Source organism: Pseudonocardia sp. CA-142604, assembly GCF_050948475.1.
Lineage (GTDB): Bacteria > Actinomycetota > Actinomycetes > Mycobacteriales > Pseudonocardiaceae > Pseudonocardia > Pseudonocardia alaniniphila.
The window spans coordinates 2280426-2293373 of the sequence record NZ_CP192045.1; the positions used below are offsets into that span (position 1 = coordinate 2280426).

The window sequence follows — 12948 nt, forward strand, 5'->3', positions numbered from 1 at the left end:
AGCGCCGCGATCACGCCCGGAGGCGCAACCCCTTGGGTGTGACGCGGAAGCCGGCATCGGTGAGCACGTCGGCCAGCTCGGAGCCGAGCGAACCGACGCCGTCGGCACGCTCGACGGCGAGGGAGCCGAGCCAGCCCTCGTGGACCGCGCCGGCGAGCGCCTGAGCCCCGGCCGCGAGTCGCGAACGGTCGACCGTGAACGACAACAAGGAACGCCCGCCCCGTTCGACGTACAGCACAGGCGCGCCGTCGACCAGGACGACGAGCGCCCCGGCCTTGCGTCCCGGACGGTGCTTGGAGTCGCCCGCGGTGGCGGGCCAGGGCAGAGCCGCGCCGTAGGGCTGTGCCGGGTCGGCCGCCGCCAGGACGACGCGGGGGAGGCCGGCACCGTCGCTGCCGGCCGCGCCGGTGTGCAGGCGGTCCGCGCCGTACCCGTGCTCATCCGGGCCGAAGCCGTGGTCGGGAGCGAGCGTCGGCACCGACCCGTCGGGCTGGGACAGGGAACGGAGCCGGTCGATCGCGCCCGGCACGGCGAACTGCGCCGCACCGAGACCCTCCACCACGTAGCCCCGGCGTGCGCGGCCGGAATCCTCCATCGCCCGCAGCACCTTGTAGACGGCGGCGAAGCCACCGCTCATCCGCTCGGTGGCCAGCGCGCCACGCGTGAGCACGCCGTGGCGTTCGAGGAGCGCCTCGGCGCGGGCGTGGGCGCGGCGTGTGGGGTCGGGCTCCCGCGCGGGGGCGAGGGCCCAGCGCCCGCCGACCGATGGCGGCCCGCTCCTGCTCGGCATCGCCGGACGCCCGGCGCGCAGCTGGGCGTACCGGCCCCGAGGTGCGGATCGCCGGGTGCGGTGCGCCGGGCCGCCCCGGCCACCCGTGCCCCCGAGCCGCGCACGCAGCGGGGCGAGGGTGTCGTTGCTCAGCAGACCGGCCCACACGAGATCCCAGATGGCGGTGACCACGGCCTCGTCGGACGGCCCCGTCTCCCCGCTCTCGACGAGGGTGCGCCCCGCCCGGTCGGCCAGCTCGCGGAAGAAGAGCGCCCCGCCGGAGTCGGCGCCGCCGGGGCCGGACCAGCCCAGCGCAGCCAGCACGGCCCGATGCACGGGAGTGTCCGCGATGTCCGGATCGGGCTCGGGTAACAGCAGATCGGCGACGTCGGCGGCGGCGACGGCGAGCCAGCCGTCGGTGCCGGCGAGCGGGCCGCATCCCGTCCAGGTGACCTCGCCCGCCGCGGTGAGCTCGTCGAGCAACGCCGGGGTGTAGCCGGGCAGCCGCGCCGGAAGGATCAGCGACTCCAGAGCGCTCGCCGGGAGGGGCGCGCCGGCAAGCTGCTCCACCACCCCGAGCACGTCCTCGGCGCCGGGCGCCCGCCGCATCCGGCCGCGCCGCTCACCGCCTGCGCCCGCCTGAACCCCCTGCCAGGCCGGCAGGAACCGGCCCAGCGCCTGCTGCTCGACCGGCTCGACCTCGGCCCGCAGCCGGGCCAGCGAGGCCCGCCGCAAGCGCCGCAGCACGTCGGCGTCGCAGTACTCCACGCTGCTCTGCCCGCCCATGGACGCGGGCCGCAGCTCCCCACGCACGAGCCGCCCCGACCCGACCATCCGGTCGAGCACACCCGCGACCACGGCGACACCCAGCCCGAACCGCGCGGCGCACTCCGCGGCCGGGAACGGACCGTGGGTGCGCGCGTACCGCAGCACCAGGTCGCCCAGCGGATCGGCCACGGGCTCGGTGAACGTCTCCGGCACACCGACGGGCAGCGCGGCGCCCAGCGCGTCGCGCACCCGGCCGGAGTCCTCGACGGGGAGCCAGCGCTCCTCGCCGGCGATCCGCACCCGGATGATCCGGCGGGCCGATTCCAGCTCCGCGAGCCACTCCGCCCGGATCCCGCGTGCAGCCGCCTCGGTGGTGGTGAGGTCGCCGAGGAACCGCAGCGTGTCGGCCGCTCCCTCGGCATCGCGGGCGCGGCGTTCGTCGGTGAGCCGCTGCAGCGACGCCTCGACCTCGGCCAGCACCTCCGGATCGAGCAGTTCGCGGATCGCCTCGGAACCGAGCAGCTCGGCGAGCAGGGTGGAGTCGAGCGCCAGCGCGGCGGCCCGCCGCTCAGCCAGCGGTGCGTCGGACTCGTAGAGGAACATCCCGACGTAGCCGAACAGCAGGCTCCGCGCGAACGGCGACGGCGCAGGCGTGGCCACCTCGACGACCTTCACCTTGCGGGCCTGCACGTCGTTCATCAGCTCACGCAGCCCAGGCAGGTCGTAGACGTCCTGCACGCACTCGCGCATCGCCTCGAGGGTGATGGGGAACTGCTCGTACCGCCCGGCCACCGCCAGCAGCTGAGCCGACTTCTGACGCTGCTGCCAGAGCGGGCTGCGCCGGCGGGGATCGCGGCGGGGGAGCAGCAGCGAGCGCGCGGCGCACTCCCGGAACCGGGACGCGTAGAGCGACGAGCCACCCAGCTCGGCGACGACGATCTGCTCCACCTCTGCCGGGTCGAGCAGCACGTCCTCGGCCGAGGGCACGACCTCGGCGCCGGACTCGTCGACGGCGTCGGGAAGCCGCAGCACGATGCCGTCGTCGGCGCTGGCGGCGTGGACCTCGACACCGCGCCGCTCCCGCATCCGTGCGGCGATCGCGAGCCCCCACGGACCGTTGACCTGGGACCCGAACGGTGAGTGCACCACCATCCGCCAGTCGCCCAGCTCGTCGCGGAACCGCTCGATCAGGATGGTGCGGTCGCTGGGCACGTGGCGCGTGGTGTCGCGCTGTTCGTGGAGGTAGGAGAGCAGGTTGTCGGTGGCCCACTCGTCGAGCCCGGCCGCGGTGGCGCGCTCCCGGGCGGCGTCGTCGGGCAGCGCCGACATCTCGCGCACGAACGCCCCGACCGCCCGGCCCAGCTCCAGCGGGCGTCCGATCGACTCGCCCTTCCAGAACGGCATGCGGGCCGGCTGGCCAGGGGCGGGCGTGACGATGACGCGGTCGTGGGTGATGTCCTCCACCCGCCAGCTCGACGTGCCGAGCAGGAACGTGTCGCCGACCCGCGACTCGTAGACCATCTCCTCGTCGAGCTCACCCACCCGCGAGCCGCGGCCGTCGGCCCCGCCGGGTGTGGTGACCGTGAACAGCCCGCGGTCGGGGATCGTGCCGCCCGACGTGACGGCCAGCCGCTGCGCACCGGGACGGCCCTGCAACTGGTCGGTGACGCGATCCCACGTGATCCGTGCGCGCAGCTCGCCGAACTCCTCGGACGGGTAGCGCCCGGCGAGCATGTCGAGCACCGAGTGGAGCGCGGAATCGGGCAGTGCGGCGAACGGCGCGGCCCGGCGCACGACCTGCGCGAGCTGATCGAGCTGCCAGGGCTCCATCGCCACCATCGCCACGATCTGCTGCGCGAGGACGTCGAGCGGGTTGCGCGGGTAGCGCATCGACTCGATCGCGCCGGACGTCATCCGTTCGGCGACGACGGCGCAGGACACCAGATCGCCCCGGTACTTGGGGAAGACGACGCCCCGGGAGACAGCGCCGACCTGGTGGCCCGCACGCCCGACCCGCTGGAGGCCGGATGCGACGCTGGGCGGCGCCTCCACCTGCACGACGAGGTCGACCGCGCCCATGTCGATGCCCAGTTCGAGGCTGGACGTGGCCACGACGCATGGCAGCAGGCCGCCTTTGAGCTCCTCCTCGACGAGGGTGCGTTGCTCGCGGGACATCGACCCGTGGTGGGCCTTCGCCACCGTGGCCGCGGCGCCGCTCCCGACGCCGGACTGGCCGATCGCCTCGGCCGGAAAGGCGCTGGTGGCCGCTCCGTTGTCGCTCCGCAGGGCGTCGAGCTCCTGGATCTTGCCCTCCAGCTCTTCGGCCGCCAGTTCGTTGAGCCGTGCGGTGAGCCGCTCGGCCAGCCGGCGGGAGTTGGAGAACACGATCGTGGACCGGTGGGCGCGGACGAGGTCGAGCAGCCGCCGTTCCACGGCAGGCCAGATCGACGGCCGCTCGGCCGTGCCGGCCGCCGATCCGATGACCTCCTCGTCGGAGCTGCCCGGCGCGGGACGCTCGTCGAGGGCCGCGAGATCGGGCACCGGCACCTCGACCGCGACCTCGATCGTCTTCGGGATGGGCGGCTGCACCACCTCGACCGGACGCGCGCCGGCGAGGAACGTGGACACCTCGTCGATGGGCCGCACGGTGGCCGAGAGCCCGATCCGCTGGGCGGGCTTCTCGAGCAGCTCGTCGAGGCGCTCCAGGGAGAGCGCGAGGTGGGCACCACGCTTGGTGCCTGCCACGGCGTGCACCTCGTCGAGGATCACGGTCTCGACCCCGCGCAACGACTCGCGCGCCGCCGAGGTGAGGATCAGGAACAGCGACTCCGGTGTGGTGACCAGGACGTCGGGTGGGGTGCGGGCGAACTGGCGGCGCTCGTCGGCCGGGGTGTCGCCGGTGCGCATCCCGACGGCGATGTCGGGCACCGGGAGCCCGAGGCGCTGCGCCGCCTGCCGGATGCCGGCCAGCGGCGAGCGCAGGTTGCGCTGTACGTCGACGGCGAGGGCCTTGAGCGGCGAGACGTACAGGACGCGGCAGCGGTGCCTCGGCTCCTCGGGAGGCGGTCCGGTGGCCAGCCGGTCGAGCGCCCACAGGAAGGCCGCGAGCGTCTTGCCCGAACCGGTGGGCGCGACGACGAGGGCGTGCTTGCCGGCCTGAGCGGCACTCCACGCGCCCTCCTGCGCCGCGGTGGGCGCGACGAAGGCGCCGCCGAACCACTCACGGGTGGCGGCGGAGAAGCCGTCGAGTGCACTCACGCCACCCATGATGCGGCAGCCCCCCGACAATCCGGGCGGGCCGGGCCCGCGGCCGGGGGCAGCCGGCTCAGATCGCCGCGCTGAGCTCGCCGGCGAGTCCCGCCAGGACCCGGTCGGCGCCGCTGCCCGGCTTCCAGGTGCAGGCCAGCCCGATGGCGGCGACCTCGCAGGCGGCCAGGACGTGACGTACCGCGGCCGCGACGGCGGGCAAGCGGGGTCCGTCCGGCGTGGGGAACAACAGGCCGGGCAGGTCGCGCGGATCGATCACGTCCACGTCGATGTGCAGGTAGACAGGGCCGCCGACGGCGATACCGGCGACGTCGTCCACCCGCACGCGGCGGATCGCCGAACCGGCGAGGAAGACCTCCTCGGGCGGATCCAGGTCGCGCGCGTCGACCAGCAGAACGTCCTGCTCGGGCACGTCGGCCAGCCCGAGGCGCTGTGCGACCGTCCGGTCCGCGCCGCCCACCAGCTGACGGACCGGCATACCGCCGATGTAGCCGGACGCCGACGTCTCCGGGCTCTGGACGTCGCCGTGAGCGTCGAACCAGACGAGTGCCGGACGGAGCCCCGCGCGTTGCAGGCCTGCCACGACACCGAGCGAGGTGGTGCAGTCGCCGGAGATCACGAGCGGGACCCGACCCGCGGTGACGTCCGCGGCGACGGCCTCGGCGACCTCCTCGTAGAGCGTTGCCATCCGCTCCCAGGGCGCACCGGGTGGCAGGTCCGGAGCGATGGTGCGCGCGGGGGGAAGTGGCAGCTCCAGACCCGGAAGGTGCTCGTCGAGGTGGAACGGCACCGCGATCACGGTCATGGCTTCATGCTGCCGGGCTGCGTCGGATGACGGAAACTGCTTTCCTGCTCTCCCCATGATCATGAGTTGCCTCGAGGAGGCCCGGTGCCCGACGTCATCCGCCTGATCCTGGACGACCACGAGACGTTCCGGAGCCGGTTCGCCCGGCTCGCCGAGCTGCGCGACGACCCACAGGCCGCCGCCGAGCTGTGGCGCGAGCTCTCGGCCCACCTCGAGGTCCACGCCTCGGCGGAGGAGGAGCACTTCTACCCGGCCCTGCTGCAGAACGTCGAGGGCAGCGAGGACGAGACGAAGGACGCGATCAACGACCACGACGAGATCCGCGACGGCATCCGGCGGTCGGCGGCGGCCGAGGCCGGCAGTGACGAATGGTGGGCAGGAATCCAGGACGCCCGTGAGGCCAACGACGAGCACCTGGCCGAGGAGGAGCGCGACGACATCCCCGACTTCCTGCGCGCTGCGTCGGTGGAGCTGCGCCAGGAGCTCGGTGAGAGGTTCGAGCGCTTCGTGGGCGAGCACCCCGGCGCGCGCGGCCTCTCGGGCGAGGACAAGGACCCCGACCGGTACGTGGCCGAGCACGGCTGAGCCGGGGATCGCGGTTTTCGGACGCGGCCATGCCGTGTCCGAAGACCGCCGGAACGTCCGGCCGACCCCGCCGATGCTGTGATCATGGAACTGAACCTGAAGGGCAAGATCGCGGTCGTCACCGGTGGTAGCAAGGGGATCGGGCTGGCCACCGCACGCACCTTGCTCGGGGAGGGCGCCCGCGTCGTGGTCGCCTCCCGCACGACCACTCCGGAGCTCGCCGCACTCGTCGGGCCCGACCTCGTCCACGTCCCGGCCGACCTGACCGACCCCGAGGCACCCGCGCGTGCGGTCCGCCACGCGGCGGACGTGTTCGGCGGGCTGGACATCCTCGTGAACAACGCCGGTGGACCGCCGCCCGGAGTGCGGCTGCCGCGCTTCTCCTTCCTCGCTCCCACCGACACCGACTGGCAGGTGATGTTCGAGTTCAACCTCTTCTCCGTGGTCCGCGCCGTGCGCGCCGCGATCCCGCTGATGCTGGAGCGAGGCGGTGGGGCGATCGTCAACGTGTCCTCGGGCAACGCGCGCCAGCCGGGGGCCATGAACGTCGACTACGCGGCGGCCAAGGCCGGCCTGAACAACCTCACCGTGACGCTCTCGGAGGAGTTCGGCCCGCAAGGGATCCGGGTGAACACGGTGTCGCCTGGTCCGGTGCGTACGGCCTGGTGGACCGAGGAGGGCGGGGCCGCGGACATCCTCGCGGGTGTGGCCGGCAGCAACCGGAACGACGTGATGGACAAGCTCGCCCCGGAGATGATGAACCTGACCACGGGGCGCCTCGTCGACCCGCAGGAGGTGGCCGACGTGATCACGCTCCTCGTCTCGCCGCGGTCCGCGAGCACCACCGGATCCGACTTCGTGGTGGACGGTGGCTTCCTGAAGGCGGTCTGACGGGAGCCGCTCGCGTCAGGCGTGCGCGGCGAGGAACCGCTGCAGGTGCGGGTTGACGGCCTCCGCGTGGGTCAGGCTCAGGAAATGCGCTCCGTCCTCGACCACGACCATCCGCTCGGCGCCCGGAATCGCTGCCGCGAGCTCCTCGGCACGCGCGACGGGGTAGGCGGCATCGGCCGAGCCGTGCAGGACGAGCGCCGGGCAGCGGATGCGGTCGAGCCGGCCGAGGACGCCGTCGCGCTCGACGAGGGTGGTCATGATGCGGAGCAACCGATCACCGGGAACGCCCCGCCACGTCTCCTTCCAGCCGTCGGCCGGCATCGAGCCCAGGCAGATGCCGGCGACGGTGTCCAGCAGCTCCTCCCTCGGCCCGTTCGCCGCCCAGCTCTCGGCGAGCTGCCGGTAGGCCGCGGCGACCTGGGGGTCCTCGGCCGCTCCCGACGAGCCCATGACGGCGAGGGCCGTGACGCGGTCCGGCGCCAGTAGCGCCATCCGGAGGGCGACGAAGCCACCCTGGCTGGTGCCCACGACGGCGGCGCTGTCGATGCCGAGATGGTCGAGCAGGGCGAGCACGTCGCGAGCGACGTCCCAGTAGTCGAAGGGGGCGTCGGCGGGGGTGCCGCCGTGACCCCGCTCGTCCACCGTGACGAGCCGGAACTCCGAGCGCAGTGCCGCGATCTGCGAGGCGAACATGCGCTCGTCCATCAGGAAGCTGTGCAGGAGGACGACGACGGGTCCGCTTCCGCCGTGGTCGGTGTGGTGCAGGTGCTGGCCGTCGTTGACGATGGCCGTGGATCCCATCGGGAGCTCCTCACCTCGGGCGACACGATGATCGTTCCACCCGAGGCGAGGAGCGGCACTACCGCTTGCGGTTCTGCCACCACCAGCGCAGCAGGAGCGTGAGCGACGCGAGCAGCCCGGCCAGCACGACGAGCCTGCCGAGCGGTGAGGACATCCCGGTGGGGTCCTGCGCAAGAACGGACATCACGGACGTCACGGACACAACGCTACTCGTCGAGCCAGCCCGGTGACGCGGTGCCGAAGGACGAAGCGGGTGGCCGCCATGCCAGATGTTCTCCGTCGACCGTGCCGGGTGGACGGGCGATCGTGAACGCGTCGAGCTCCTGCAGGTAGGGGGCCGGGTCGACCTCCACGGCCGCGTCCGCGCCCCGGCGCGGCAGGCCCTGCAGCCAGGCTGCCGTGGCGGCCAGCGCCAGCCGGATGTGGTGGCTGCCGCCGTCACGGCGCTGCCGGGCGAGCGCCAGCAGGGCAGCCGCGGCGCCCAGGTAGCCGGTGGCGTGGTCGAGCACCTGGGCGGGGAGCGCGCCTGGTGCGTCCGGCTCGCCCTCGGCCACCGCGATCCCGCACGCGGCTTGCACGATGCTGTCGAACCCGCGCCGGTGGGCCCACGGACCACGGTGCCCCCACGCCGACAGCGTGACGATCACGAGGCCCGGATGCCGCTGCGCCAGCTCCTCGGGCGCGAGCCCGAAGCGGTCGAGGGCGCCGGGGCGGTATCCGGTGACCACGACGTCCGCACCCGCCAGCAGCCGCTCCAGCACGTCCCGCCCGGAGCCGAGATCGAGCAGCGCGCTGCGCTTGCCCGGCAGGGTGTCGGCGGACTGGAGGGGGATCTCCGGCCGGTCGGGTGCGTCGAGACGCAGCACGTCGGCGCCGTGGACGGCGAGCGTGCGGGTGGCGACCGGGCCCGCGATCACACGGGTCAGGTCCAGCACGCGGGGCCTGCGGAGGGGGCGGGCCGGCGCGTCGCCGACGATGCGGTGTTCGACGTGCGCGGGCGGAGGGCCCGTCTCGGCCCGCCAGGCCTCCTCGGTGCGGACGGCCGCGCCGATGCCGCCGGCGTCGTGCAGCGCGTTCTCCAGCTTCACCCCGGCCCACCCGGCGATCGCCGCAGGCACCTCCTCCTCGGTGCAGCCCAGCACCTGCAGGGCGGCAGCGCGGTGCCACGGGTAGTTGGCGTGCAGCCGGAGCCACCCGTCGGCGGTGCGGTGGAAGGCCGAGAGCGGGTCGAACGGGTTGCCGAGCGTCCGTCCGTCGCGGCGCACGTACCGCTCACTGCGCAGTGCGACGGCGAGCTCGCGGGTGTCGAGGCTCACCCGTCGGCCGGTGCCGAGCGTGGCGGCGAGCAGGCTCGCGCCGACCGCGGCCACGCCGGCACCGGTGACCGGAAACGTCGACGTGAGGGTCGTCGGCGGCCCCGTGACGTGCAGCCGGTGCAGTTCCTCGGGTGCCCCGCGGAGCGTGGCCCACAGCGGAGGTAGCAGATCCGTCACCCTCGCAGCGTCCCAGCTACCGTGGTCTGGGTGCGACTGACGTACTTCCGGGAGTTGATGGCGGGCGAGTTCGGGGCCGCCCGGGCCGCCGCGGTGTCCCACGATCACGTGTTCGCCGAGCTCGGTGGGCGCACCGTGGAGGAGGCGCTCGAGGCGGGCATCGATCCACGCGACGTGTGGAGGGCCGTCTGCGAGGTCTACGAGGTGCCGCCGGCCCGTCGCTGAGCCCGCTCTCGTTCGGCGGCCGCCGGGCGCGGGAGCTTAGCCGCCCGGCGTGTCGTTACCCCGATCGAACAGACGTTCGCTACGCTGCTGTCCACATGGCGGTGCGGCTGTCCACACATCCCGACCGCTCCCGCGAATCGTCGGTGGCGCCCTCTACCGTCGACGCCAGTACCGACAAACCGTCCGAGCACCGAGGTGGAGACCGGCGATGACCCCCGCACCCGACCGCGAGAAGGCTCTCGAACTCGCGCTCGCCCAGATCGAGAAGAACCACGGCAAGGGCTCGGTGATGCGCCTCGGTGATGACACCCGGCCGCCCATCGGGATCATCCCCACCGGGTCCATCGCCCTCGACGTCGCTCTCGGCGTCGGCGGCCTGCCCCGCGGCCGTGTCGTGGAGATCTACGGCCCTGAGTCCAGCGGAAAGACCACCGTCGCCTTGCACGCTGTGGCCAACGCGCAGGCCGCGGGTGGCATCGCCGCGTTCATCGACGCGGAGCACGCGCTCGACCCGGAGTACGCCAAGGCCCTCGGCGTCGACACCGACGCCCTGCTCGTCTCCCAGCCCGACACGGGGGAGCAGGCCCTCGAGATCGCCGACATGCTGATCCGTTCCGGCGCGCTCGACATCATCGTCGTCGACTCGGTGGCCGCGCTCGTGCCGCGTGCGGAGATCGAGGGCGAGATGGGCGACAGCCACGTCGGCCTGCAGGCCCGGCTCATGAGCCAGGCGCTGCGCAAGATCACCGGCGCCCTGAGCAACTCAGGCACCACGATGATCTTCATCAACCAGCTGCGCGAGAAGATCGGTGTCATGTTCGGCTCGCCGGAGACCACCACGGGTGGCAAGGCGCTCAAGTTCTACGCGTCGGTGCGGCTCGACATCCGCCGGATCGAGACGCTCAAGGACGGCTCCGACATGGTCGGCAACCGCACCCGGGTCAAGATCGTCAAGAACAAGGTGGCGCCGCCGTTCAAGCAGGCCGAGTTCGACATCCTCTACGGCGTCGGCATCAGCCGTGAGGGATCGCTCGTCGACGTGGGTGTCGAGCAGGGCATCGTCCGTAAGTCCGGCGCTTGGTACACCTACGAGGGCGACCAGCTCGGCCAGGGCAAGGAGAACGCCCGCAAGTTCATGCGCGAGAACCCCGACGTCGCGGCCGAGATCGAGAAGAAGATCAAGGAGAAGCTGGGCATCGGCGCTCAGCTCGATGCCGAGGCCGAGAAGCTGCCTGCGCCGGTCGACTTCTGAGCACGGTGCCGGAGCACTCGCCGCAGGAGCAGAGCGGGGCCCGAGTCGTCCGGCTCGACGGGCTCGGCATCGAGGAAACCGGTCCCGCCCCGGTGGCCCGGCTGGATCTCCCGGATCCGGCTGAGCCGGCCCGTCCGGCGGCCGATCTCACCGACCTGCACGGGCCCGATGCCACCGCTCCGGTCGCTTCGTTCGCATCCCACCCCGGATCGGCCGACGATCCATCCGGCGAGGATGTGGCGGTCGAGGGTGTGCAGGAGCCCGGAGCCGTTCCGGTTGCCCTCTTCGACGCCGCGCAGCTCGCGGGCACCAGCCGCGAGGTACCGGTGGCCGAGCTCGGCACGGCGGCTCGAGGCCGAGCGTCCGGTCGGCGGGCTGGCACCACGAGCGCGGATGGTGGACGCGGGCGGGATCGGTGGCGCCGGAGCGGAGATGGGGCCGACCAGGCAGATCGGGCCGGTCCGGCTGATCGCGGCAGCCGCGCTGCCCGGGCCGAGCGCGCCGATCGGGCTGCCGCGGCTGAGCGGGCCGATCGCGGCAACCGAGCCGCCCGGATCGACGGGGCCGCCCCTGTTGACGGCGACGAGAACGGCGAGTGGGCCGAGCAAGCCGGCCGCCGCAGGCGCTCGGCGCGCGGTGATCGGGCCGAGCGCAGGGGGAGGTCCGCGTCGGAGCCCGGTGATCGTGATGCCGGTACGACGGGGCGAACGGATCGCCGGTCCGGCAGTGAGCCCGACGCCGACCCGGTGAGCATGGCGCGGGAGATCTGCCTGCGGCTGCTCACCGACCGGGCGCGCACCCGGCAGGAGCTCGCGCAGGCGTTGCGACGCAAGGGCATTCCCGACGACGCCGCCGGCGCGGTGCTCGAACGGTTCGACGAGGTGGGGTTGATCGACGACGCCGCCTTCGCCGGTCAGTGGGTCCGTTCCCGGCACGCGCACCGCGGCCTGGCGCGGCGCGCGATCGCGGTGGAGCTGCGCCGCAAGGGGGTCGCCGACGAGGTCGCGGGGGAGGCGCTGGCCGAGGTCGACGGTGAGTCCGAGGAGCGGCGGGCGCGTGAGCTGGTCGACCGCAAGCTGCGGTCACTGAAAGTGGCGTCCGCCGAGCAGCAGACGGTGGCCGGGCGCCGGCTCGTCGGGATGCTCGCCCGCAAGGGCTACGGCGCCGCGGTGGCCTACCGGGTGGTGCGGGAGGCCCTCGCCGAGCACGGTGCCGACGTCGAGGAGCTCGACGGCGCGGAGCCCCCGGACGACTGATCCGCTCCCGCCGGATCTGACCGCACACACCTGGTGGCCACCGCACACACGGCATGACATGTGTGCGGCGGCCACGAGGTGTGTGCCGTGAGGGTTCAGCCGTGCTTCTGCCGGCGGCTGCCCCCGTGCCAGTCCTCCTGCTTGCCCACCTCGTCCTCGTTCACGCCGAAGGCGCGCAGCTGGGGCCTCTCGCGCAGGCTTCGCTTCAGCTCGGAGAACCCCGGGAAACGGGCGAGCGCGACGACGTGGTCCCACAGCTGCGCGGCCTGCTCGTCGTCCGGGAGCCTGCTGATCACCGGGCCGAAGAACGCGACCCCCTCCGGGGGCTCGAAATGCAGGATCGGGGTGCCCACGTCCTTGCCGGTCAGCCCGAGTGCCTCGTCGGTCTCGGCCTGGATCTCGGCATCCCAGGACGGGTCGTCGAGCGCGTCGGCCAGCGAGGCCGGCAGGCCGATCGAGACGAGCACCGGTTCCACGAACTCCCTGGTACCCCGGTGCTCCCGCTCGGCAGCGTCGTCCTGGGCGGGATCACGCTCGAAGATCCGCGCACCCAGCGCGGCGTAGAGCCGGCCGACGGCGCCACGCCCGTGCTCCGCACGGGTGCGGGCTGCCACCCGCAGCAACCGCAGACCGGCCGTGTGCCCGGCCTCGTACTCCGGCGGGAAGTGCGCGCCGTAGTCGATGTGGGAGTTGAGCAGCCGTAGCGAGATGAACCGCCAGTCGACCGAGTAGTCCCGCTGGGCCTGCACGATCCGCACCCACTTGCTGGTCATCCAGGCGAACGGGCAGACGGGGTCGAAGTAGAAGCGGATGTCGGAGTCGGCCATGCCTCGCAG

General features: G+C 73.3%; 12 protein-coding genes. 5 read left to right on the forward strand and 7 right to left on the reverse strand.

The genetic code is table 11. The features are described from left to right. Window positions 1-10: 10 nt before the first annotated feature. Complete coding sequence (locus ACQPZQ_RS10350) at window positions 11-4804, reverse strand: ATP-dependent helicase (protein WP_433294461.1); 4794 nt, start codon at window positions 4802-4804, stop codon at window positions 11-13. A gap of 58 nt (window positions 4805-4862) precedes the next feature. Continuing rightward, window positions 4863-5609: an arginase family protein gene (locus ACQPZQ_RS10355; protein WP_433294463.1), complete on the reverse strand. Its 747-nt coding sequence runs from the start codon at window positions 5607-5609 to the stop codon at window positions 4863-4865. Between the two features lie 84 nt (window positions 5610-5693). Between ACQPZQ_RS10355 and ACQPZQ_RS10360 the strand changes: the two genes are divergently transcribed. Beyond that, on the forward strand, window positions 5694-6194 hold the full coding sequence (locus ACQPZQ_RS10360) for a hemerythrin domain-containing protein (RefSeq protein ID WP_433294465.1): 501 nt from the start codon (window positions 5694-5696) through the stop codon (window positions 6192-6194). 84 nt (window positions 6195-6278) lie between these two features. Beyond that, entirely contained in the window at window positions 6279-7085 is an 807-nt protein-coding gene (locus ACQPZQ_RS10365) for an SDR family NAD(P)-dependent oxidoreductase (protein WP_433294467.1), read from the forward strand. Between the two features lie 15 nt (window positions 7086-7100). Here ACQPZQ_RS10365 and ACQPZQ_RS10370 read toward each other — a convergent pair whose 3' ends face one another. The 3 genes from ACQPZQ_RS10370 to ACQPZQ_RS10380 are packed head-to-tail and all read right to left on the reverse strand — an operon-like array spanning window position 7101 to window position 9379. After that, the gene (locus tag ACQPZQ_RS10370) at window positions 7101-7886 is read right to left on the reverse strand and encodes an alpha/beta fold hydrolase (protein WP_433294469.1); all 786 of its coding nucleotides are present in this window, start codon (window positions 7884-7886) and stop codon (window positions 7101-7103) included. A gap of 58 nt (window positions 7887-7944) precedes the next feature. Further along, complete coding sequence (locus ACQPZQ_RS10375; RefSeq protein ID WP_241040136.1) at window positions 7945-8082, reverse strand: hypothetical protein; 138 nt, start codon at window positions 8080-8082, stop codon at window positions 7945-7947. Between the two features lie 10 nt (window positions 8083-8092). Further along, the gene (locus ACQPZQ_RS10380; protein ID WP_433294471.1) at window positions 8093-9379 is read right to left on the reverse strand and encodes a CoA transferase; all 1287 of its coding nucleotides are present in this window, start codon (window positions 9377-9379) and stop codon (window positions 8093-8095) included. Between the two features lie 30 nt (window positions 9380-9409). On the opposite strand from ACQPZQ_RS10380, the gene ACQPZQ_RS10385 reads away from it, so the two are divergent. Then, window positions 9410-9604, forward strand: a complete 195-nt coding sequence (locus tag ACQPZQ_RS10385; protein ID WP_241040138.1) for a DUF3046 domain-containing protein — start codon at window positions 9410-9412, stop codon at window positions 9602-9604. Window positions 9605-9812: 208 nt separating this feature from the next. Further along, the gene (recA, locus tag ACQPZQ_RS10390) at window positions 9813-10856 is read left to right on the forward strand and encodes a recombinase RecA (RefSeq protein ID WP_241040139.1); all 1044 of its coding nucleotides are present in this window, start codon (window positions 9813-9815) and stop codon (window positions 10854-10856) included. Here the strand turns inward: recA and ACQPZQ_RS10395 are convergent. Further along, window positions 10808-11464, reverse strand: a complete 657-nt coding sequence (locus tag ACQPZQ_RS10395; protein WP_433294474.1) for a hypothetical protein — start codon at window positions 11462-11464, stop codon at window positions 10808-10810. The two genes, recA and ACQPZQ_RS10395, sit on opposite strands and share 49 nt — an antisense overlap. 144 nt (window positions 11465-11608) lie before the next feature. On the opposite strand from ACQPZQ_RS10395, the gene ACQPZQ_RS10400 reads away from it, so the two are divergent. Further along, a complete protein-coding gene (locus tag ACQPZQ_RS10400; RefSeq protein WP_433294476.1) occupies window positions 11609-12112 on the forward strand; it encodes a regulatory protein RecX in 504 nt (167 codons plus the stop codon). Between the two features lie 95 nt (window positions 12113-12207). Here ACQPZQ_RS10400 and ACQPZQ_RS10405 read toward each other — a convergent pair whose 3' ends face one another. Next, window positions 12208-12939 (reverse strand): mycothiol-dependent nitroreductase Rv2466c family protein, encoded by a 732-nt coding sequence (locus ACQPZQ_RS10405; protein WP_433294478.1) that lies wholly within the window; start codon window positions 12937-12939, stop codon window positions 12208-12210. Between the last annotated feature and the right edge of the window lie 9 nt (window positions 12940-12948).

Excerpts from the sequence above, each read along its gene's own strand:
- ACQPZQ_RS10350 (WP_433294461.1), bottom strand. The coding sequence starts at position 4,804 with ATGGGTGGCGTGAGTGCACTCGACGGCTTCTCCGCCGCCACCCGTGAG.
- ACQPZQ_RS10355 (WP_433294463.1), bottom strand. The coding sequence starts at position 5,609 with ATGACCGTGATCGCGGTGCCGTTCCACCTCGACGAGCACCTTCCGGGT.
- ACQPZQ_RS10365 (WP_433294467.1), top strand. The coding sequence starts at position 6,279 with ATGGAACTGAACCTGAAGGGCAAGATCGCGGTCGTCACCGGTGGTAGC.
- ACQPZQ_RS10370 (WP_433294469.1), bottom strand. The coding sequence starts at position 7,886 with ATGGGATCCACGGCCATCGTCAACGACGGCCAGCACCTGCACCACACC.
- recA (WP_241040139.1), top strand. The coding sequence starts at position 9,813 with ATGACCCCCGCACCCGACCGCGAGAAGGCTCTCGAACTCGCGCTCGCC.
- ACQPZQ_RS10400 (WP_433294476.1), top strand. The coding sequence starts at position 11,609 with ATGGCGCGGGAGATCTGCCTGCGGCTGCTCACCGACCGGGCGCGCACC.
- ACQPZQ_RS10405 (WP_433294478.1), bottom strand. The coding sequence starts at position 12,939 with ATGGCCGACTCCGACATCCGCTTCTACTTCGACCCCGTCTGCCCGTTC.